General features: G+C 49.7%; 17 protein-coding genes. 10 read left to right on the plus strand and 7 right to left on the minus strand.

Annotated features, from left to right (window positions below):
- Window positions 1-51 precede the first annotated feature (51 nt).
- Window positions 52-1,191, plus strand: a complete 1,140-nt coding sequence (locus QFZ48_RS24610) for an FG-GAP-like repeat-containing protein (RefSeq protein ID WP_429064146.1) — start codon at window positions 52-54, stop codon at window positions 1,189-1,191.
- 63 nt (window positions 1,192-1,254) lie between these two features.
- Here the strand turns inward: QFZ48_RS24610 and QFZ48_RS24615 are convergent, their stop codons facing one another.
- Window positions 1,255-1,479: a hypothetical protein gene (locus QFZ48_RS24615; protein WP_429048663.1), complete on the minus strand. Its 225-nt coding sequence runs from the start codon at window positions 1,477-1,479 to the stop codon at window positions 1,255-1,257.
- A 122-nt stretch (window positions 1,480-1,601) separates the two neighbouring features.
- Here QFZ48_RS24615 and QFZ48_RS24620 point away from each other — a divergent pair, with 122 nt between their 5' ends.
- From QFZ48_RS24620 to QFZ48_RS24635, 4 genes are all read left to right on the plus strand, one after another.
- Entirely contained in the window at window positions 1,602-2,081 is a 480-nt protein-coding gene (locus QFZ48_RS24620; protein ID WP_429048661.1) for an inorganic diphosphatase, read from the plus strand.
- The gene (locus QFZ48_RS24625; protein WP_429064149.1) at window positions 2,078-2,569 is read left to right on the plus strand and encodes a DUF421 domain-containing protein; all 492 of its coding nucleotides are present in this window, start codon (window positions 2,078-2,080) and stop codon (window positions 2,567-2,569) included. Before QFZ48_RS24620 ends, QFZ48_RS24625 begins: the two co-directional genes overlap by 4 nt.
- A 111-nt stretch (window positions 2,570-2,680) precedes the next feature.
- Window positions 2,681-5,278, plus strand: a complete 2,598-nt coding sequence (locus tag QFZ48_RS24630; RefSeq protein WP_429064150.1) for a PAS domain S-box protein — start codon at window positions 2,681-2,683, stop codon at window positions 5,276-5,278.
- Window positions 5,279-5,470: 192 nt separating this feature from the next.
- The gene (locus tag QFZ48_RS24635; protein ID WP_429048658.1) at window positions 5,471-5,986 is read left to right on the plus strand and encodes a hypothetical protein; all 516 of its coding nucleotides are present in this window, start codon (window positions 5,471-5,473) and stop codon (window positions 5,984-5,986) included.
- A gap of 6 nt (window positions 5,987-5,992) precedes the next feature.
- On the opposite strand, the gene QFZ48_RS24640 is transcribed toward QFZ48_RS24635, so the two are convergent.
- The 3 genes from QFZ48_RS24640 to bla all read right to left on the minus strand — a co-directional run bounded on the left by QFZ48_RS24640 (window position 5,993) and on the right by bla (window position 11,756).
- On the minus strand, window positions 5,993-8,341 hold the full coding sequence (locus QFZ48_RS24640) for an ABC transporter permease (protein ID WP_429064151.1): 2,349 nt from the start codon (window positions 8,339-8,341) through the stop codon (window positions 5,993-5,995).
- A 121-nt stretch (window positions 8,342-8,462) separates the two neighbouring features.
- Window positions 8,463-10,937: a YfhO family protein gene (locus QFZ48_RS24645; RefSeq protein ID WP_429064153.1), complete on the minus strand. Its 2,475-nt coding sequence runs from the start codon at window positions 10,935-10,937 to the stop codon at window positions 8,463-8,465.
- 93 nt (window positions 10,938-11,030) lie between these two features.
- Window positions 11,031-11,756: a BlaB/IND/MUS family subclass B1 metallo-beta-lactamase gene (gene bla, locus QFZ48_RS24650; protein WP_429064154.1), complete on the minus strand. Its 726-nt coding sequence runs from the start codon at window positions 11,754-11,756 to the stop codon at window positions 11,031-11,033.
- 123 nt (window positions 11,757-11,879) lie between these two features.
- On the opposite strand from bla, the gene QFZ48_RS24655 reads away from it, so the two are divergent.
- From QFZ48_RS24655 to QFZ48_RS24675, 5 genes are all read left to right on the plus strand, one after another.
- Window positions 11,880-12,695 carry a serine O-acetyltransferase gene (locus QFZ48_RS24655; RefSeq protein ID WP_429064157.1) on the plus strand — a complete coding sequence of 272 codons (816 nt, stop codon included), beginning with the start codon at window positions 11,880-11,882 and terminating at the stop codon, window positions 12,693-12,695.
- 93 nt (window positions 12,696-12,788) lie between these two features.
- On the plus strand, window positions 12,789-14,849 hold the full coding sequence (locus QFZ48_RS24660; protein ID WP_429064158.1) for a TonB-dependent receptor: 2,061 nt from the start codon (window positions 12,789-12,791) through the stop codon (window positions 14,847-14,849).
- A 243-nt stretch (window positions 14,850-15,092) separates the two neighbouring features.
- Entirely contained in the window at window positions 15,093-15,887 is a 795-nt protein-coding gene (locus QFZ48_RS24665; protein WP_429048647.1) for an MlaE family ABC transporter permease, read from the plus strand.
- Between the two features lie 2 nt (window positions 15,888-15,889).
- Entirely contained in the window at window positions 15,890-16,663 is a 774-nt protein-coding gene (locus QFZ48_RS24670; RefSeq protein ID WP_429048646.1) for an ABC transporter ATP-binding protein, read from the plus strand.
- Window positions 16,664-16,666: 3 nt separating this feature from the next.
- Window positions 16,667-17,689, plus strand: coding sequence for an MlaD family protein (locus QFZ48_RS24675; RefSeq protein ID WP_429048644.1), 1,023 nt, complete (start codon window positions 16,667-16,669; stop codon window positions 17,687-17,689).
- Window positions 17,690-17,715: 26 nt separating this feature from the next.
- Here the strand turns inward: QFZ48_RS24675 and QFZ48_RS24680 are convergent, their stop codons facing one another.
- From QFZ48_RS24680 to QFZ48_RS24690, 3 genes are all read right to left on the minus strand, one after another.
- Window positions 17,716-18,420, minus strand: coding sequence for a 3-keto-disaccharide hydrolase (locus tag QFZ48_RS24680; RefSeq protein WP_429064159.1), 705 nt, complete (start codon window positions 18,418-18,420; stop codon window positions 17,716-17,718).
- Between the two features lie 321 nt (window positions 18,421-18,741).
- Entirely contained in the window at window positions 18,742-20,091 is a 1,350-nt protein-coding gene (locus QFZ48_RS24685; RefSeq protein ID WP_429064162.1) for an alpha-L-fucosidase, read from the minus strand.
- A 10-nt stretch (window positions 20,092-20,101) separates the two neighbouring features.
- Window positions 20,102-21,295, minus strand: a complete 1,194-nt coding sequence (locus QFZ48_RS24690; RefSeq protein WP_429064164.1) for a DUF4998 domain-containing protein — start codon at window positions 21,293-21,295, stop codon at window positions 20,102-20,104.
- Window positions 21,296-21,299: the final 4 nt, after the last annotated feature.

The raw sequence follows: 21,299 nt of genomic DNA on the forward strand, positions 1-21,299 counted from the left end.
TTTATTACAGGTATTCATTATCTTGTTCTATTCCACGTTTAACTGTTCGATATGAAAAAACGCCTTGTTCCTGTTGCAGGATTATTGTTATTGACTGCAGCGGTTTCCGCCCAATCTGCCAAAGGTCCTGCGCCCCTGAAATTTGAAAAGCGGCAGATCGCTGCAGAAAGCTATGAATCGGTAGCGGTGATGGACGTAAACAATGACAAGATCCCTGACCTGGTATCCGGTGCTTTCTGGTATGAAGGACCGGCTTACTTCAAGCGTCATTATATTGGCCCGGTAAAGCAGTTTGGCGAATACTGGGATGACTTCTCCACCATTCCTTTTGATGTAAACGGCGATGGCCGCATGGATTATGTGACCGGCGGCTGGTTTGGGAAAACGCTGGTATGGAAGGAGAACCCGGGGAACGACAACGAATGGAAAGAACATGTGATCGCCACACCCGGCAATATTGAAACCACCCGCGCATGGGACCTGGATGGCGACGGTATTCCCGAAATAATTCCCAATACGCCGAATGATCCGCTGGTGGTATATCATTATTATACCAAAGGCAGTGCAGCATTTACCGCGCATACAATACTGGACCGCAAATCGGGGCATGGCCTGGGCAGCGGTGATATTAACGGCGACGGACGTACGGACCTGGTGGTGCCGGAAGGCTGGGCAGAAGCGCCGGCATCGCCTTACAGTGCTGCATGGACTTTCCACCCGGAGTTTAACCTCGGCACGGCCAGCGTACCGGTAATAGTAGCCGATGTAAATAAGGATGGGTTGCCTGATCTTATAGCAGGGCAAGGGCATGATTATGGGCTCGACTGGTACGAGCAAAAGAAGGACAGCAAAACAAATAAGCGGCTATGGATCAAACATGGCATTGATCCTTTCAATTCGCAATATCATACCATGCTGTGGGAAGATATAGATGGAGATGGGGAACCGGAGCTGATCACAGGAAAGCGTTACCGTGCGCACAATGATCATGATCCGGGTTCCGATGATCCCTGCGGTATCTATTATTTTAAATGGAACGGCTCTTCTTTCACCAAACAGGTGATCAGCTATGGATCAAAAGGAGCGGGATTATATTTTGTGACGCATGATCTTACGGGATCAGGCAAAAAAGATGTGATCGTAGCCGGCAAAGATGGATTGTTCATCTTTTATAATAAAGGAAACCAGTGATCAGCATCTTTATAAAAATACTGCCTGCAAGATAAGCAGGCAATATTTTTTGTAAAAAAAAATTCAGGAATTATGTTTCGCCAGCCAGTTCTCAATGGCGGCCCCAATATTAGCGGTGAGGGAAGTTTCATTATCCTTGCCCTGTTCAAACCAGTGGTTAGCTCCTTCATTGTCCTGCCTTTTTTCCACGTAAATAGTTTTTTCAGGAAGACGAACGATAAACACATCTTCGTCGTGGCGCGTAACCCCGGTCTCGTGATTGTCGAGTTGTATGTTAAAGGTATCCATATCGCAAAGTTTATCTTTTGCGGTACAATCATTATGCCTTATGTGGGTTGGTTGGTCCTTTTTTTGTTTCTTCGCAGCTGAGTCCTCTTTATCCTATTTAACCAGACCAACAAAATGTGCGTATGATCATTAAAGAGTTACCTGTTGTTATTGAAACTCCGAGAGGGAGTAGTGAAAAATACGATTTCGACCCTGCATCGCGGTTTTTTGTACTCAGTAAAATATTACCCGCCGGTATGGTTTTCCCATATGATTTTGGTTTTATCCTGGGAACCAAGGGTGCTGATGGAGATCCACTGGATGTGATGGTGATCTCTGAGTTTAAAAGCTTTCCCGGCTGCCTGATCAAATGCCGTTTGCTGGGCGCTATTAAAGCAGAGCAAAAGGAAAGGGATGGCACCATTGTCCGGAACGACCGCTACATAGCGGTGCCGGTGGTATCCAGGTTATATAAAGGAGTGGATGCGGTGTCGGCGCAAACCATCCGGGAAATAGAGCTTTTCTTTATTAACTATAATGAGCAGGAAGGAAAACAGTTTACGCCACTTGGATATATAGAAGCAGCTCCTGCCTATGAGCAAATAAAATTTCCTGAAAAATGAGTGCCGCGGCTAACCTGTGGGGACAAGGCGATCAGTTAAATGTGCTGCAGATGTCTGTCAGGGCGGTAGCCATGTATTTTGTTACCCTGACCCTCATCCGGTTGGGAGGGATGCGCATTTTTGGGAAGAAATCAGCTTTCGACACGATTATTGTAATTATGATGGGAGCAGTGCTGGCCAGGGTGATTGTAGGCGCCTCGCCGTTTTCAGGTACTGTTGCCGCCGCCGCTGTAATGGTGGCTATCAACAGGAGCCTGGCCTGGATCTCTTTGAAAAGCAATATGATCAACCGGCTGCTAAAAGGAAAGCCACTGCTGCTATATGATGCAGGAGAAATTAAATGGGAGAATATGAATAAGGCCTGTTTGAGTAAATCCGATCTCATGGAAAGCCTGAGACTGGAAACACTGAAGGCCTCGCTTGCTGAAATAGAGCAGGCATACATGGAAACGAACGGAAGGATCAGTTTTATATTGAAGCCGGAATAGATGATGATTGTGCATTTTATTACACGGTTTTATAGTTGATTGTGGAATTTTAATGGCATCCCCCATCTTAGAATCAACCAGTATATATTTTAGGATTATATATTTTGTACAATGATAAATGCCCCGACAAAGGCAACTTTAAGTGAACCGGCTGCGGCGTCAGATAAATTTCCCTCCGGCGGAGGTGAAACGGGTGAGTTGATCCGTTCTTTTAACTGGACAGATAATCCCCTGGGGCCGGCAGATCATTGGTCGCAAAGTTTAAAGACCTGTATCCAGATTTTACTCTCCTCCGTGCAACCCATGCTGTTATGCTGGGGTAACGAAAATATTTTTATCTATAATGATGCATGCCGGGAATTACTTGGCAGCCAGCATCCATTGTCCATGGGGCAACCGGCAGTAACGGTATGGCCCGCCTTGTGGTCGGCTACTGAAGCGGCGGTAGCAGCGCCGCAGCTGCAGCTCATGCGGCCGGATGGCAGTTGCTACCAGTTTAATGGTATGCCTGTAAGAGACGATTCCGGCGATACGGGCATCCTCTTTATGGGGGCAGCCCTGAACAACGGGAAGGCGCCTACGTTTGTTAAAACAGATCTGGGCAATTTCACCAGGACCCTCCTGGAGCAGGTAGAACCCGTGATCCGGGAAGGTGGATTAACCCTCGTTATTAACCTGGATATTGTTCCGGAAGATATTTATATAGACAGGGACATCTGGGAACAGATCCTGTTGTCGTTGCTCACTAACGCGATCAGCTATACGTTGAAGGGCGGAGTGGCCGTGAGGCTGAGGCAGGAGGGCAACCAGGTATTGCTTTCCATAGCAGATACGGGTATCGGCATCACGCCTGGCCTGTTGTCTGAAATTAACGCTGCATTGCAGGAGCCGCCCCGGACCCGCCGGGGCCTGACCGTAGCCAATGAAGGCATTCTTCTGCACGGCGGGGAGTTGCAGATCAGCAGCATTCCCGGCGAGGGAAGCACTTTTACCATCTCCATTCCGGTGGGTTATGCGCACTTACCTGCCGAGCAGGTGGTTCGTAATGCTGCGCCGGTACACAAGGCCTATCACGGTTACCTGCCGCATATGGCTGCCGAGATGCGGACCTGCCGGGAAAAGCTCCAGCAGCAAAGCGCGGGGTTGCATTACCGGCAATTGCTGGAGGCATTGCCAGCCGCCGTATACACCTGTGATAAGGAAGGCCGCGTGCTCCTTTATAATACAGCCGCCGTTACATTGTGGGGCCGGGCGCCCGTAGCAGGAGTAGACATGTGGTGTGGTTCCTGGAAAATATATGAACCCGACGGCACTACTCCCATTGACCTGGATAGCTGCCCGATGGCAGAGGCCATCAAAGGCGCCGTGCCGGTGAGAGGAAAGATGATCATGATAGAAAGACCCGATGGTTCCAGGCGCATCATCCAGCCATACCCCGATCCGATTTTTGACAGCGCCGGCAATCTGCAAGGCGCGGTGAATATGCTGGTAGATATTACCGATCAGAAAACTGCGGAAGAATATGTATCCAGGCTGGCCGCCATCGTGGAAAATTCAGACGATGCCATTATCAGTAAAACACTGGATGGTGTTATTACCAGCTGGAACCCTGCTGCAGAAAGGTTGTTCGGGTATACTGCTGCAGAAATGAAGGGGGAACTCATCACCCGTATCATACCGGAAGACAGGCTGGATGAAGAACCCCGGATCATTAGGCAGCTCAGGTCGGGCAACAGGGTAGATCACTTTGAAACAAAGCGCGTCACCAAAGCCGGGCAACTGCTGGATATTTCCCTGACCATCTCCCCGATAAAAGACATGCAGGGAAATGTAATCGGCGCCTCCAAAATAGCCAGGGATATTACACAGCAAAAAAGATTATTCGAAGCGCTCCAGGAAAGTGAAGCCCAATATATGCAGCTGGCCATTAAGCTGGAGGCCATGGTGGAACTGCGAACCAAAGAGCTGCTGGAAGCGAACTTCTATCTCGAAAAATCAAACCGAGAACTTGAACAGTTTGCCTATGTAACCAGCCACGATTTGCAGGAACCGCTCCGGAAGATCCACACGTTTGCAGGCATGCTGTATAACGTGAACAAAGACATCCTTTCGGAAACATCGCGGATGTACATTGAAAAAGTAATGCAAAGCGCCAAACGGATGTCGCTCCTGATCAGCGAACTGCTGGATTACTCCCGGCTGGTGCACGTAAAAGATCCGTTTGTGGAAACAGACCTCAACGAAATCGTGAAAAATGTACTGACGGATTTCGAAGTGGTGATCGGTCAGCATGACGTTACCATTGACGCAAAAGAACTGCCCAGGCTTATAGTAAGCCCGCTGCAGATGAACCAGCTGTTTCATAACCTTATCGGAAACGCTATTAAGTTTTTGTCGCCCGGAAGAAAGCCGGTGATCAACATTTACGCGGAACCGCTCAGCCCTGCCGACGCCGTGGCATTACCGGACCTGGACCCGGGCAGGACCTACTGCACCATAACGGTATCGGATAATGGTATCGGGTTCGACCAGATTTATGCCGATAAAATCTTCCAGATCTTTCAACGGTTAAACGACCGTACCGCCTATGAAGGAACAGGAATAGGGCTGGCCCTGTGTAACAAAATTGTACTGAATCATAAAGGAGGAATTTATGCGAATGGTGTACCGGACAAGGGCGCTGACTTTAAAGTGATCCTGCCAATGTAAAGGTGCCCGATCTGTTGTGTTTTTGTTAATTGTGTTTCTTTTCTGAAGAAAGGAGGGGGATTGCCGGTCGCTGATTTTTTCAGGAACATTTCCTGCTGTACTTTTGCAGCAGTTACAACTTTTCTTTTTCCTCTTTTGTTTTTCATAGTACGAATTGTTACCGATTTATCCTGCCATTAAAACTGCCCTGCAATGAGAGAGAAATTAATCAGCTTACTAATTGACCCGGACCGCGACCGGCGTAACCAGTTTTACCTTGCGCTGGACCTCCTGAATGTGAGCAAGGCCTGCATAGCACAGGATAACACCAGCAAAGCGCTGGACTATTTTAAGAAGCACACCAGCCTTGTCCCGGACTACATTTTCTTAGACAGCCTGTTACCTTCAGATGAAACGCCCCATTTCTTGCGTGAGCTGAGAAAGATCAAGCGCCTGAAACAGGTGCCGGTTATCTGGTATGCAGCCTCTTTTGAACCCGATCAGCAACAGGCTATCAGGGAAGCAGGATTTGCTGCCGGTTTGGCTAAACAGAGCGATCTGTATAGACTGAAAGGAAATCTCCAGGTGCTCTTCCAGAGCGAGCTGCAGGAAACCGTTATACCGGATGAAACTTCTGCTGCCACCCGCTTTAAGATGAAGATGAAAGAGATGTTACTGCAAACCCAGTCGTTGCTGGAGGCGCCGGAACATCTGCTTACCCACTCCTGATTTATTTTATTCCGATTGCAATGCCTTTACAGGATTGGCCATCGCAGCTTTCGTACCCTGATAGCTGATGGTCAGTAATGCAATGAGCGCAGTAAGTATGCCTGCTGCCGCAAACATCCACCATTGCAGTGATATGCGGTAATCTATATTGCGCAGGGCGGCCTGCATGGCCAATACCGCCAGCGGCACCGTAATCACAAAGGCAATGAATACGGGTTTCAGGAATTCTTTGGCGAGCATATACCAGATCCGGCCTACGCTGGCGCCCATAATTTTACGGATGCCGATTTCTTTACTGCGCCGTTCTGCGAGGTAGGTAGATAAACCAAATAATCCCAGGCAGGAGATCAGGATAGCGAGACCGCTGGTCCAGTTGAACATGAAGCCCGACGAACGCACGCCGTTAAACATTTTTTGATAGGCTTCTTTGATGAAGCTGAATTCAAAAGGAAATTCAGGATTACTTTTTTTGAGAGCCGCTTCTATCTTGGCAAGGGCTGTTTCCGGGTGATCTGTTTTACGGAGCCGCACAAAAATATGACTTACAGGCCCGTTGCCTAAATAGATAACCAGCGGTGGCGCCGCCTGGTAAGGGTTATTAATTACAAAGTCTTTCACTACCCCGATGATCGAATTAGTGCCGAGTAATGTGCCCACCACCGGTTCTTTCAATCCCATTTTCTTTACTGCGGCTTCATTCACCAGGCACCCGGTGGAATCGCTGCCATATTCCGTGCTGAAATCGCGTCCTGCAGCCAGTTGCAGCCCGGCGGTTTTTACCCAGTCGTATTTCACCCAGGTAATATTAATAGGGAAATTCTGATCCGCTGTTTTCCCGGGCCAGGCAATACCATCGGTGGCGCCGCCAAACCTCAGCAGGTCGTCTGTACCGGCAGACACGTTTTCTATTTCAGGAATACGCAGCAGATCTTCCTGCAGCAGGTTGTACTTGTTAGCCATTTCGCCGCGGGCGGGTATTTCCAGAAGATTGTCCTTGTTGTAACCCACTGGCCGGTTTTCGCCGTACTGCAGCTGCCGGTATATCACGATGGTGGAGATAATGAGAAAAATAGAGATGATAAACTGGAAGGTGACCAGGCTTTTCCGGAATAGCCCGCCGCCACGATTGGTGGATATCACGCCCTTCAATACTTTTACAGGCCGGAAGCTGCTGAGGAAAAAGGCCGGATAACTACCCGCAACGAGGCCGGTGAACAGGAGCAGTAATGATATCCCTGTCCATACCTGCCAGTTCATAAAATCGAGGTGGATATTTTTGCCGGATACGCTGTTAAGCCCCGGCAGCGCCAGTTTCACCAGCAATATTCCCAGGAGCAAGGCGCCAAAGGTGATGATTAGCGCTTCTATGAGAAATTGAAAGATGATGGTGATGCGGGAGGCGCCAAGCGCTTTCCTTACGCCTACTTCCCTGGCGCGGCGTTCTGCACGCGCAGTGGAAAGGTTCATAAAATTAATACACGCAATCAGTAAAATAAAAAGGCCGATGGTGCCCAGCAGCATCATGATCTCTATGCGGCCGCCGCTGGGCTCACCATTTCTGAAACCACCGTGCAGGTGCAGCGCGGTGAACGGGTAGGCAAACAGGTAGCTGGTACTATCCGTGGTACCAGTGAGCTTTGCTTTCTTCAGCTTTTTGTTAAAGCCATCCACGCTGCTTCCGGGTTGCAACAACGCAAAGCTGCCGACACGGTAATTGTCCCAGCGGTTGATCCAGTCGGCATTCTCCAGTTCATAAAGGCGGAAGGGGAGTACTACGTCGAATTGAATGGAACTGTTTTCCGGTGCATCGCGGATTACCGCTGCTACCCGGAGGTGATGCTGGTTATTGTGTTTAACAATGCTGCCAATAGGGTCTTTGTCGCCAAACAGCCTGTGGGCAGCACTTTCCGAGAGTATAATGGCGCCGGGGTCCTGAAGGGCGGCAACCGGGTTACCGGATATAGCCGGGAAAGTAAAGATGTTGAAGTAATCAGGATCTGCGTACACGCTTTGCTGGTAAATACTTTTCTTACCGGTGCTGAGCAGTTGTTGCCCGCCATAAACCTGGCGCGTGGTATATTTTATTTCGGGGAACTCCCGTTTTATTTTCTCTGCCAGTGGCGCCGGTGTAACGTCGCCGGTAAACCACCGGCCTTCGTGGTACTGATTGTTCATCAGCAGATGAATGTCCGTATTATGCTGGTGGAAGGAATCGTAGCTGACTTCCCCATGGATCCACAACAGGATGATGATACCGGTAGCCAAACCAAGGGAGAGGCCTCCTATATTAATAAGGGTGGAGAGTTTGTTTTTAAGGAGATTTCTCCAGCCGTGCCTGCAATAATTTTTGAACATAGCGGATAGTTTTGGGTGGAGAACTGGGTTCTCCTTTGTTCCCTAAAAATAACTGCCCGCACGGATCCTTAATTTACAATGTGACAGAAGTCTTGTTTGCTGTGATGAAAATGGTGTTGCGTTATGTGGTGCCCTGCTTCCTCCATGCCAGGATAAACCCTGCTGCTACCGCCACCAGTAACAGGATAGAAGATATCGTGGAGATCTTTCTTCCGAGGAAGAAGGTGGCCGGCTCAAACCGGAATACAATTTCATGTTTCCCCGCCGGCACCATGAGGCCACGCAAGGCATAGTTTACACGGAGGATAGGTGTTTCCTTACCATCGATAAAAGCTTTCCAACCGGCAGGGTAATAAATATCGGAGAACACGCCGAGGCCCGCCCTGGTATTCACAGCAGTATACTTCAGTTCATTGAGACCATATTTATCCAGTACGATGCGCGCATTGCTGTCGGCCGCAGGTATGAAGGCGCCGGTGGTTTGCTGAAAGCGCTGGTCAATAATCACCGTATCTGCCGGGTTAAAATGATCGAGTGCTTTCATTTCTGCGTTGGCGTTAGGCGCCCACTGGATGGCTTTTACAAACCAGGCATTGCCCAGTGCGCCGGGGTTGCGTTGGGCTACCGGCTGACCGCTCCGCTGGTCGGGCACAATAAAGTAGCGGGTGTTCAGCATATTGAACACAGCCATATTGTTTTTGGTGAGCTGGTGTTGGATCAGGTCTTCATAGATCCAGAGTTTCGCCGGGCTCTGGCCGCCTATGGATTTATGAAAGTAGCTGGTATTGGCATCAAGAAAAGGATTGGTGGTGGCGTTAAGCACCCGGTAATAGGGGTCTTTATCGCGCAGGATCATCTCATCTGCCGGGGATGGGGCAATATAGTTTTCCAGGCGGGACACTTCCATGAAGCTGTCTTCATTCAGATAATTTTTATCCACCTGGAAGAGATCGAAGAGTACCGCAAAGGCGACAATGCCCGCTGCGTATACCGGTTTTAATTTTTCTTTCAGGGAGAACCAGAGGGCGGCAAAGGCGATCAGCATAAACACCAGTGCACGGATACCATCGGCCCGCAGAATGGCGCTGCGGTCTTGTTTGAGGGCATTCAATAACCTGGCGGCGGGAATTTCGCCTCCCAGCATTTGTGTATACCGCGCAAGGATGTTACTGTCGTTAGGGCCATTGAAGGCATATACCACACTGCCGCCAATGGCCAGCAGTAATACCAGGCCGCCGGTTACATACAGCGTCATTTTGAGGTGTTGTTCCAGCCAGGCTTTTGTCTGCTTACCATATAATAACTCCTGTAAAGCCCAGCATGCGAGGATCACCATGGTTACCTGCGGGATCACCAGCGCCATTGTAGGTGCGCGGAACTTGCTGTATAACGGAAGATGATAAAAGAGGAAGTTGTTCAGTTCCGGGAAGTTGGCGCCCCAGCTGAGGAGTATGCCGATAACGGTGGCGGCTATCAGCCACCATTTATGCCAGCTGTGAACGATGAACAAGCCAAGCACAAACAGGAAGCAGATGATTACGCCGATGTAAACGGGGCCACCGGTGAAGGGCTGGCCGCCCCAGTATAGCTGCCACGACGGGCGTTCCACGGCTTCCGCTGCTTTTGCCGGCGGTACGCCGATATCGGTGAGGGTTTGGTAAACGTGGGAGCTGGTCGACAATTTCTCCGAAGTAGATCCGCCTACCAGGTGAGGCAACAGCATGGTAAAGGTTTCTCCTTTGCCGTAGCTCCATTGAAATGCATAGGCGATATCGAGACCGCCGGATTTTTTGGCGGCTTTATCCGGCTGCGTTAACTCCGACTGGCTGCCCCGGATCGTATAGCTGGTATACTCTTTCATGATAAGCAGGTTATCCATGGAGGGCAGGATCGCCATGATACCGGCCGCCATCAATACCAGTGACGCTTTGAAAAATGCCGGGAGCTGCTTTTCGCGGAAGGCGTGTATGCCGGCAGCTACGGCTGCGCATAGGGCGATGATGCCGGTGTAATAGGTGATCTGCGGGTGGTTGTTGTAGATCATCACCGCCGCAGCCAGGGCAGTGAGACTTCCGCCTGCGAGGTATTGTTTGCGGTAAGCCAGGATAATGCCGGCCAGCACCGGCGCCATGTAGGCCATGCTCATTACCTTGGTGATATGCCCCGCGTCGATGCTGGTAATGGTGAAGGTGGCAAAGCCATAGGCGATGGCCCCGGTTATCCGTATCCAGTATTTAAACCCCAGTACACACAGCAGCACATACATGCCCATCATCAGCATAAAAAACATGTCTACCGGGTTGGGAAGGTATAAGGCAAACGCGCGGTTCAGTATTCCTACTTTGTTGGTGGAGGGACCGGTGTAGATGACATAGGTGGGCATACCACCAAACATGCTGTTGGTCCAAAGAGGAATATCGCCGGTAGCTTCATAGTAATCAGCCGCTTCTTTTTGCATGCCTTTGTAATGTATCATGTCCGATTGCAATAGTTGTTTGCCATCCAATACAGGGCTGCAAAACACAAACGCCAGGGTCACAAAAAGGACTAATGCGCCCAGGTGAGGCGTTAAAGCTTTAAACCACATGTATTTCATATTATGCTGGTTTTCATATATTTTAGAAAGGATGATTAATGAGAATTTTAATCAATTTTCATCTCTACTTAAAGTTTTACTTTAAGTGTGCGTTTACAAGGAAAGCAGTTCTAATGTGCGGGAGAACATGGCAGCTGGGCTGTCGCGCCAGGCATCATGACCAGGAATAACATAAGCCGGGTTGGGAAATTGTTGTTTCACTCTTGCTACGCTGGCAGGCCATGCTTTTACGTTGCCATCGCCGGTATAACCAATATCTTTTGCTTTACTGCTTTTTATAAAGCAGCCGCCGTACAATACTTTTGTGGCAGGGAACCAGGCAACGATATTATCTTTCGTATGTCCTTCGCCAGGATAGTAAGTTTGTATTTTCACACCGCCTATATTAAAAGTGGTGTCTTTGGTAAATACATACTGCGCCTGTTTTTCTCCTTTGGCCTTGCACAATTCCAGTGTAGCGGTACTGCTGTAGGTTTTTACGCCCAGTTTTTTGAAGAGGTCGAGACCGGCGGTTCTGTCTTCATGAAAATGCGTAACGATGCAGTAAGTAATTTTGCGGTGGTGCTTTTTCAGGATGCTGTCTGCCAGCTGCCGGGTTTGATCTACGCTCCAGGGCGTGTCCATTACTACCACGCCCTTTTTTGTTACCGCATACACGCCATTGGTAGGGTAGACCACATTCTTGAATTCTCCATAGGACGTATATACGTACAGGTTACCGGTGAGATGGGCGATGTTAATCCGGAACCTGCTGCTGTCCTGGGCAGATGTGGCGCCTGCTGTCAGCAGGGCGCAGATAAAAGCAAAAACTGGTCTCATAAAAAACAGGATGAGCCGCAAAATTACATATTATCCCGGCCTGCCGCTTATTTTCTTCTTTTAAAACATTACCCTACTAATTTAGTAGATTATTCATATCTTACCGGTAAATCCCACACCCGTATGGATAACAAGCATACCCAAACATTAATCAGTTTGCTCAGGAAAACGCATCATGCGGAGTGGGAAGCTACGCCGTCTGCCCACGATGCCATTACCTGGCTGAACGACCTGGTTGGTTTTTTATTCCCGGGAAATCATCTCCCTAAACAAACCTCCTATGAGGGCATCTTAAAAAAGAACCAGATAGACCTGGAGAATATCCTGCTCAGTTACCTGGACCCCCGCGAGGTACCTATAGAAGAAATTGTAAACGCCTTTTATAACTCATTGGGAACCATTTATCAGCACCTTCGCCAGGATGCTGCTAAAATACACGAATACGACCCCGCCGCCACCAGTGTGAACGAGGTAATTGTATCGTACCCGGGATTTTATGCCATCACAGTATATCGCATTGCCAACCGGCTAACGCAACTGGATATACCGGTATTGCCGCGGATCATCAGTGAGTTTGCACATGGCAAAACGGGGATCGATATTCATCCTAACGCCACCATCAGTGTGCCCTTCATTATAGATCACGGTACGGGCATCGTGATTGGGGCCACCAGTATCATCGGCTCCAATGTAGTGATATACCAGGGCGTAACGCTGGGTGCATTGCATGTAACAAAGGAGTTGTCGGATGTAAAAAGGCATCCTACGGTAGAGGACAACGTGATCATTTATGCGCGCAGTACCATCCTGGGCGGTAATACCGTGATCGGGCAGGGCAGTATTATTGGCGGCAGCGTTTTTATCACGAAAAGTGTTCCGCCATATTCGCAGGTGTTCAATACACACCAGGTGCGGATTACCACCAAAACAGGCGTATAACAGTTTCACACAAATAGCGGTTGCATTCGCAGAAATATTTATATCTTAAGCCGAAAGATGACCGTCTTCCGCGGCGGATAAAGAATTACTGACATGCGAATGAGCGTTTTGCCGGCAGGCATTTTATTAACCATGCTATCCTTTTCTCCGGGGCTAAAGGCCCAGCAGGACACCTTGCAGCAGTTGCCGGAGGTGGTGGTGCAATCCTATTATTCAAAAGCTTCGCTGCAGCGTGTACCCACCGCCGTGAGTATCCTGTCGCCCGCCGACATGCAGCTTCAGCAGGGCGCTTCCCTGTTGCCCGCCATAAATACGGTGCCGGGCATACGAATGGAGGAGCGCTCGCCGGGCAGTTATCGTTTATCCATCAGGGGTAGTTTGCTCCGTTCTCCCTTTGGTATCCGGAATATTAAAATTTATGCAGATGATATCCCGCTGACCGATGCCGGGGGCAATACCTATCTCAATCTTACAGACGCTGATGCGATAAGCCGGGCGGAAATACTGAAAGGACCGGACGGCAGCTTGTTTGGCGCTAATTCCGGCGGGGTGGTGCGACTGGACCTTTTCCCCCCACCGGCTGACACGCACCACCTGCAGGTGAACCTGCAAGGCGGCAGCTATGGCCTGTTTCACGGCAGTGCGGCCTGGCAGCAGCAATGGAAAAATTACCAGGTACAGGTATTCCAGGGATACCAGCGGGCAGATGGCTACCGTGAAAATACCGCCATGAAGCGGTCTTATACCCAAACGGCTCAACGCTGGGAATACAAACCGGGCTACGCACTGAAGCTGCTGGCATTTTACTCGGATCTGTCGTACCTCACGCCGGGAGGATTAACCCTGGCGCAGAGCGAAGCCAATCCCCGTGCCGCCAGGCCCGGCACGCCCGCTACACCAGGCGCGGTAGCGCAAAAGGCAGGCATCTATAACCGTACTTTCCAGGGCGGACTGGTCCACGAAGCGCAGTTTACCCCACGGCTACAGCATGTGCTCTCGGTGTTCGGGGCCAATACTCATTTTGAAAATCCTTTTATCACCAACTATGAAGCGCGGGATGAAAATACCGCCGGCTTCCGCACCTACCTGCAATGGACCAACGATCCGCAGCGCAGCTCGCCGTTCCAATGGAAATGGCTGAACGGCGCCGAGTGGCAGCAAACCACCACCGACGTGATCAATTACGGTAACAAGCAAGGTAAGCGCGATACGGTGATGGCTGCCGATAAGCTAAAAGCGGATCAGTACTTTTTCTTTACCCGCTTCCAGGCCAATGTGAGCGCATTTACCTTTGAGGCAGCGGCCAGTTTAAATTATTATGGTTACCGCTACAACAGCAACGGGCACACGAAAATCAACTTCACGCCGCAGCTGATGCCGCGCTTCTCGCTGTCGTACCTGTTTACGCCACAGGTAACAGGCCGTATTACGGTTAGCAGGGGCTATTCCCCACCGGCTACGGCAGAAGTTCGTGCATCCGACAACGTGATCAACACGGCGTTGCAACCCGAAACCGGCTGGAACTATGAAGCCGGTGTACGCGCGGCTTCCCGTAACCACACGGCAACAATCGATGCGGCCTTCTTTTATTATAAAATGCAAAATGCCATTGTGCTCCGGCAGCACGACAATGGCGAGGAGTTTTTTACCAATGCCGGCGGCGTTCAGCAGAAAGGGATAGAGGTACAGGGCATGTGGTGGCTGATGAAGCCACGTAACGGCGGTGTGTTACGCGGCATCCGGTGGCAGGAAGGGTATACGCTGAGTGACTTCCGGTTTAACCACTATGTAAGTGCTGATGGGAAAGACTATTCGGGGAATGCACTCACCGGTGTGCCGCAGCATGTGCTGGTGAGCAGTTTGTTGTGGCAGTTCCCTGCGGCAGTGTCGTTATATGCGCAGCATACTTTTACCAGCAGCATACCGCTAAACGACGCCAACAGCGTGTATGCCGGCGGTTATCATTTGCTGCAGGCCAATGTGAGCTGGAAACTGCCGCTGCGTTCGCGTTGCAGCATCCGCTTGCGCGCGGGCGCCGATAACCTGCTGAACGTAAACTACAGCCTGGGCAACGATCTTAACGCCTTTGGCGGCCGTTATTACAATCCTGCGCCGGGCAGGAATTATTTCGGCGGCATCAGTATGCAGTTATAGTAATGATATGTCTACAACCACAGATAATGCAGCGGAACAACATTCCGCTGCATTTTTTTTGTCCGGTTGGGGAAGATAATGACCGTAGTGTGAAGGGACATCCTCATGGGAGATTACTCCTGTGCAGCAGCTTCCGCGCCGTGGCGTCAAAAAATCCTATCACAGCGGGGCCTGACGTTAACATCTGTGTATTTAACAAAAGCGGCATAGAATTGTAATAAGTGAGTAAGCATTAACAAGAAGATGAATTCTACCAACGGAAAATCGGATAAGCCGGTCATAACCGCAAAAATTGATGGCTTTTTTCTCCAGTTTTATCATATCGCCGCCTTTATAGGTCGCTTTTTCAGGGAGGCATTCCGGCCTCCTATTGAGTGGGGCGAGTTTGTGCGGCAATGTTACCAGGTGGGGTATAAGTCGCTGGCCCTTGTTACGGTAACGGGGTTTATCACCGGCGTGGTGTTTACGGAGCAGTCCCGTCCTACTTTATCGGAGTTCGGGGTTACTGCGTGGCTGCCGTCGCTGGTGGCTATTGCGGTGGTGAGAGCGCTGGCGCCGCTGATCGCGGCCCTGATCTGCGCAGGTAAGGTGGGCTCGAGCATCGGCGCAGAGCTGGGATCGATGAAGGTAACAGAACAGATTGATGCGATGGAGGTATCTGCCATTAACCCTTTCCGTTACCTGGTGGTTACCCGCGTCATTGCCATGACGGTTTGTTTGCCTCTGCTCATGTTTTATAACGCCCTCATAGGTTGTTTGGGTTCTTACTTTGATGTACATGCGCACGAACAAACCAGCCTGGTATCGTTTTTTGATAACGCCTTTGCGCAGATCACTTTCCTGGATTATACCACCGCTCTTACTAAAGCTATCCTGTACGGGTTTACCATTGGCATTGTGAGTTGTTACCAGGGTTTTAATGCAAGCCAGGGCACCACGGGCGTGGGTAAGGCAGCGAATGTATCCGTTATTGTATCCATGTTCCTGATATTTATAGAGGAAGTAATTATTGTTCACGTGTTTAATACCATCCGCTAGTCATGAAAACAAATGGTCACCAGATAGATATGAATGAAACCGTGATCAGTATCCGGAACCTTTATAAGTCTTTTGGAGAGAAGCATGTACTACAGGGAATCGACCTGGATCTTCATAAAGGCGAAAATGTGGTCGTGCTGGGTCGTTCCGGTACCGGTAAATCGGTGCTGATAAAAATTATCATCGGGCTGCTGCGACCAGACGCAGGTACTGTGAATGTATTGGGGGAAGAGGTGGATCAGCTGAAAGAAGCCGAGCTGCGTGCATTGCGGCTGAAGGTGGGGTTCTCTTTTCAGAGCAGCGCCCTGTATGATAGCATGACGGTAGGGGAAAACCTGGCCTTTCCGCTGAAACGTAATCAGCGCGATATGACCAAAGAGCAGATCCGGAAAACGATCGACATTGTACTGGAAGCCATCGGGCTACCGGAAACCATTAACCAGATGCCGTCGGAGCTGTCGGGTGGCCAGAAGAAAAGAATTGGCATTGGCCGTACCCTCATCCTGCGGCCGGAAATTATGCTGTATGATGAACCCACTGCTGGTTTGGACCCTATTACCAGCATGGAGCTGAACAAACTGATCATCGCTGTGCAGGAAAGATTCAATACCAGTTCTATTATTATTACCCACGATCTTACCTGTGCCAAGGAAGTGGGCGACCGGGTAGCAGTGATGGATGAAGGGAAATTTATACGGCAGGGAAGTTTTGAAGAAGTATTTAACGAGAAGGACGGACTTATTAAAAGTTTTTACGACTATAATTTTATACAGTAAGTTATGGAAGCAGGAAAAAAACGCGCTGTCATTGTAGGCATCTTTGTATTTGTGGGGCTGGCCATTTTTGTAACCGCCGTGATGATGCTGGGCAAGCAACAGAAACTATTCAGCAAGTCCATCCAGGTGAAGGCTTATTTTAAAGATGTGAACGGGTTGTCCGTAGGCCGCAATATCCTGTACTCCGGTGTAAAGATCGGTACGGTGAAAAAGATCAGTTTTGTGAGAACCAACCAGATCCTGGTGTTGATGAATATCGATGAAAGCTCGCAGGAGTTTATCCATAAAGATGTAGAGGCCCGTATCAGCTCTGAGGGCCTGATGGGTAATAAGATCGTGATGCTGACTGGCGGTACGCCCAACATGCCGGTAATAGAAAACGGCGATCAGCTGCATGTGGTCAGCGGTTTAAGCACCGAAGAAATTATGAGTACCTTGCAGGTAAACAATAAAAGCCTGGTGGAAATCACCGACAACCTGAAAGTGATCACCAAAGGCATTGTAGACGGGAAAGGCACTTTAGGGAAATTGATTACCGACGATACTGTTTACAAAGATCTGAATGCCACCATGGCCGGCTTGAATGCCGCGGTGGTAAATACCCGCAGGCTCACCGGGGCTTTATCTTTATATGCGGCCAAGCTGCAAACCAAGGGCGTATTGTCCAACGACCTGGTAACGGATACGGTGGTATTTGCGCAACTTCGTGCAGCCGTTACCGAAATGAACAGCGCAGCGCTCAACGCCAATCAAACCGTGCAGGAGCTACGGCAGGCCAGTGCAGGAGTGCGGGCCAACCTGGATGATCCGGAAGCGCCGGTGGGCATGCTTTTAAAGGACACCCTGCTGGCGGATGCCTTTAAAGAAACGATCTATAACCTCGAAAGCAGTACCCAGAAACTGGATACCAATATGCTGGCCTTACGGAACAACTTCCTGTTCCGCGGTTATTTCCGGAAACAGGCAAAGCGGGAAAGAAAAGCACAGAAAGAAAAAGAAAAGGCGGAGCGCCAGGCGCAGAAATAACTACGCCCACTTCCACTGATTTCATATCAATGTCCTTTTTTGGAGAAGGCAGTAATAGGCGTGAGATCCACTTTCCGGAACTCCACTTCAGAACCTTCCGCCTGCAGGGCGATTTGTCCTTTGCTGGCAGTAGCATTGGTGCCATAGTTCACCAGGTCGCCGTTTACCCATACTTTAATGGCGTTGCCTACGCATTCCACGATCATCGTGTTCCATTCCTTCAATGCTTTTTCGGAGCCATCGGTGAGGTTGATGATGCGGCGCTTTTTACCATCTACAGCTCCCCATTCGCTTTTCGGTCCCCTGCGTTTTTCCATATCCGGTACGGTGATATCTTCACCTATGCACCAGAAATCACCGGCATCCTGGTTTTGCAATTGTACTTCGATGGACTTCGGGAACATATCATATAATACCCGTGGCGTAGAAGCGAACACCAGTACACCGCAGTTGCCTGGTTTGGCCGGGAAGCGGTATTGCACCTCCAGCCGGAAGTTTTCGTAACTGGCATCGGTAATAATGTGCCCCTGTGGGTTAGCCAGGCTTACGAAAACGCCGTCCCTTACAATGAACGGGCTTTTCACGTTCGGATCTTTATCCATGGCAGGAACATCAATATGCCACCCACTGAGGTCCTTAAAGTTAAAGAGGCTGCGCGTTTGTGCATTCGCGTTAGCCATGCCAGCCAGCAATGCAGCGGCCGTGAGGACAGGGAAAATATACTTCTTCATGAACTAAATATAATAAATTCCACGCGAAGGTTGTCTTACTCAGGATTAAACTTATTTCACTGATTACGCTGATTTGATCACTTTGTGATTTTAACAGATTCGGGGAGATAAAAGCGGAGACGCGGATTTTGTCTTACTCGCTGATTACGCTGATTATACTGATTTTTGGATTTTGTTTTTTTGATTTAAAATGATTGGGGAGATATAAGCGAAAATATCCGCTTATATCTCCCCGAATCTGTTAAAATCACAAAGTGATCAAATCAGCGTAATCAGTGAAATAAGTTTAATCCTGAGTAAGACAACCCTCGCTGCACCCTGCTAATTAAGGACCAACTCGACCACAGGGATTTCCACGTTGGGTTGTTTGTCAGGCAAGTTTAGTGTGATGTTGTTGCCATCAGTGGTGAATTTTACTTCTGAGTTGTCGTGCAGCAGCTGGGCATATTTAATTTTGCCTTTGTATTGCGGTAGCTGGAGGCGGTTGTTGTATTCCAGCAGGTGTACGTACAATCTTTTGGTGGTGGGATTGTAGGTGAGCATGGTGTTTTTGGGCGTTTCGAAAGTCTCCGGTGCGTAGGTGCAGCCGTAGATGGATTCGCTGTTGCCTTTCATCCAGTCGCCAATGTTGCCGAGGGCGCTTTGTGCGCGGTAGTCGAACAGGCCGCGGGCGGTGGGGCCTACGTTGAGGATGAGGTTACCGCCTTTGCTTACGGAGCCGATGAGAAGTTCCAGCAGCTGGTGGGTGCTTTTCCAGGAGTTTTCATCGCGGTAGTAGCCCCATGAGCCGGAGAAGGTTTGACAGGTTTCCCATGTTTTGCCGCGGTATTGTGCCAGCTCTTCCACCTTTACCTGTTCGGGGGTGAGGAAGTCGGCGCCATCTTCATATTCCTCGAGGTTGAGGCGGTTGTCCACGATGATGCCGGGTTGCAGTTTGCGGATCATTTTCAGGAGATTTACCGCGTCCCAGTCGTCTTTGCCTTTCCCGTTTTTGCCGGGATAGGAGAAGTCGAGCCAGAGGATATCCACTTTGCCGTATTGGGTAAGCAGCTCCGTGATCTGGTTGCGGAGATACTGGCGGTATTTGTTCATGTCTTTGCCTTTGTTGAGGCGTGCGTAGGTGCTGTCGGCGCCGTTTTCCACCCGTTGCGGATGTACGCCATCGATGGTGAAATCGGGATGGTGCCAGTCGATCAGCGAGTAATAGAACCCTACTTTGATGCCTTCTGCGCGGAAGGCATTTACAAATTCCCGTACCAGGTCGCGGTGGGCTTTGGTGTTGGTGGCTTTATAATCGGTGTACCTGGAGTCAAACAGACAAAAGCCTTCATGGTGTTTGGTGGTGAGTACGGCGTACTTCATGCCCGCGGCCTTTGCCCGCTTTGCCCAGGATTTCGGATCAAACTGGTTGGGGTTAAATAAGTCGAAATAATTCTGGTATTGTTCGTTGGTAAGTCTTTCGTTATGTTTCACCCATTCGTGCCGGGCGGGCATGGCGTACAGTCCCCAGTGGATGAACATACCGAAGCGATCGTGTGTCCACCAGGCCATGCGTTTTTCTTTTTCGGCGGGTGTTTCATGTCCGATCCATTTTTTTTCCTGCGCCTGCAGGGTGATGAGTGGGCTGCATAACAGCAGGATGATCCCTAATTTCCTAAGTTGTTTGTTCATGATGCAATTGCTATTTATCTCTGATCAGTAATACGTTGCTTATCCGGATGGTTTGTTCCGCGGGATTGGAAAAGGTGCCGGTGAATCCTAAGGTTACGGTGGTAGTGGCTGTTAGCGTGAAGGCAACAGAGGCGTATTTGTTGTTGTTGTCTACAATCCTTGCTGCGCCCAATGCCGTATTTACCTGGTCTACATCCGGTAAGGCGTTGCCTTGGGCTACTAACAGCCAGGTGTTTTCCAGGGTGTTATCTATATTGGAGACGGCTGCTTCGAAGCGGTATTCACCTGCCGGCAGGGTAATGGTCTGGTAAATTTTGCCGTTGGTGATAGGGCCGTTGCCCCAGATCCACATGGTGAGCCTGCCGGTGCCGTCGATATTATCATAGGTACCGTTCCTGGATGCTTCCGCGTTGTATTGCCAGTCTTTCACCTGTCCGAAGCGGCCGCTAAACGGTTTGGTATCGTCCAGTACGAAAGGGTTGCCCGGGTTACGTATATACGTTGCTGTGATATTCTCTTTTACGCCTTTTGTTTCATACGGGGTGTGAAAGGTATCTACCGACAATTTATCCGGCATGTACAAGGTACGGTAACGGAAGGTGCTCATGGAAAGATAGTTGTTAAGAACGGTTACCTGGCCTTCCGCTTCTGCGGCAATAACGGTGTCATGTGCTACATTGTCGGCGGTGGTGTATTGCAGTTGCATACCGATGATACCGCCGGTGGTGTCGATGTTGGCCCAGCTTATTTCCGCGTTGCCGTCTTTCATTTCCGCGTTGCTGAAGGCCCTGGTCAGCAGGGCATCTTCATAAAAACTACCATATACGAAACCGGTGGCTTCTGATCTTACGGAGGTGTTGCCGTCGCGGTCGAAGTTATACACTTCAAACGTATAGGCCCGTTCCTCGAGATTATTGATAACGTAGCGGATGGTGTCTACGCCGCTGGTGCGTTTAATATCGAGCATAGCGGAGTCCTTGTGGTTGTTCCAGTAGATTTTTGCGCGGCTGATCTTTGGATCGGAGATCAGGAGCCACGACAGCTGTACGCGGTTGCGGCCTGAATGTACCAGCAAGGAATCTGCTTTACCGGTGTAAAGGATTTCACCGTTGCCCAGGTATTTTTTATAATCGCTTTGTTTGGTGCAGGCGCTGATGGCTGTCAGCAGTACACTATATAATATGATAGAATGAAGGATGCGCATAAAT

This window comes from Chitinophaga sp. W2I13, assembly GCF_050434005.1.
Taxonomy (GTDB): domain Bacteria; phylum Bacteroidota; class Bacteroidia; order Chitinophagales; family Chitinophagaceae; genus Chitinophaga.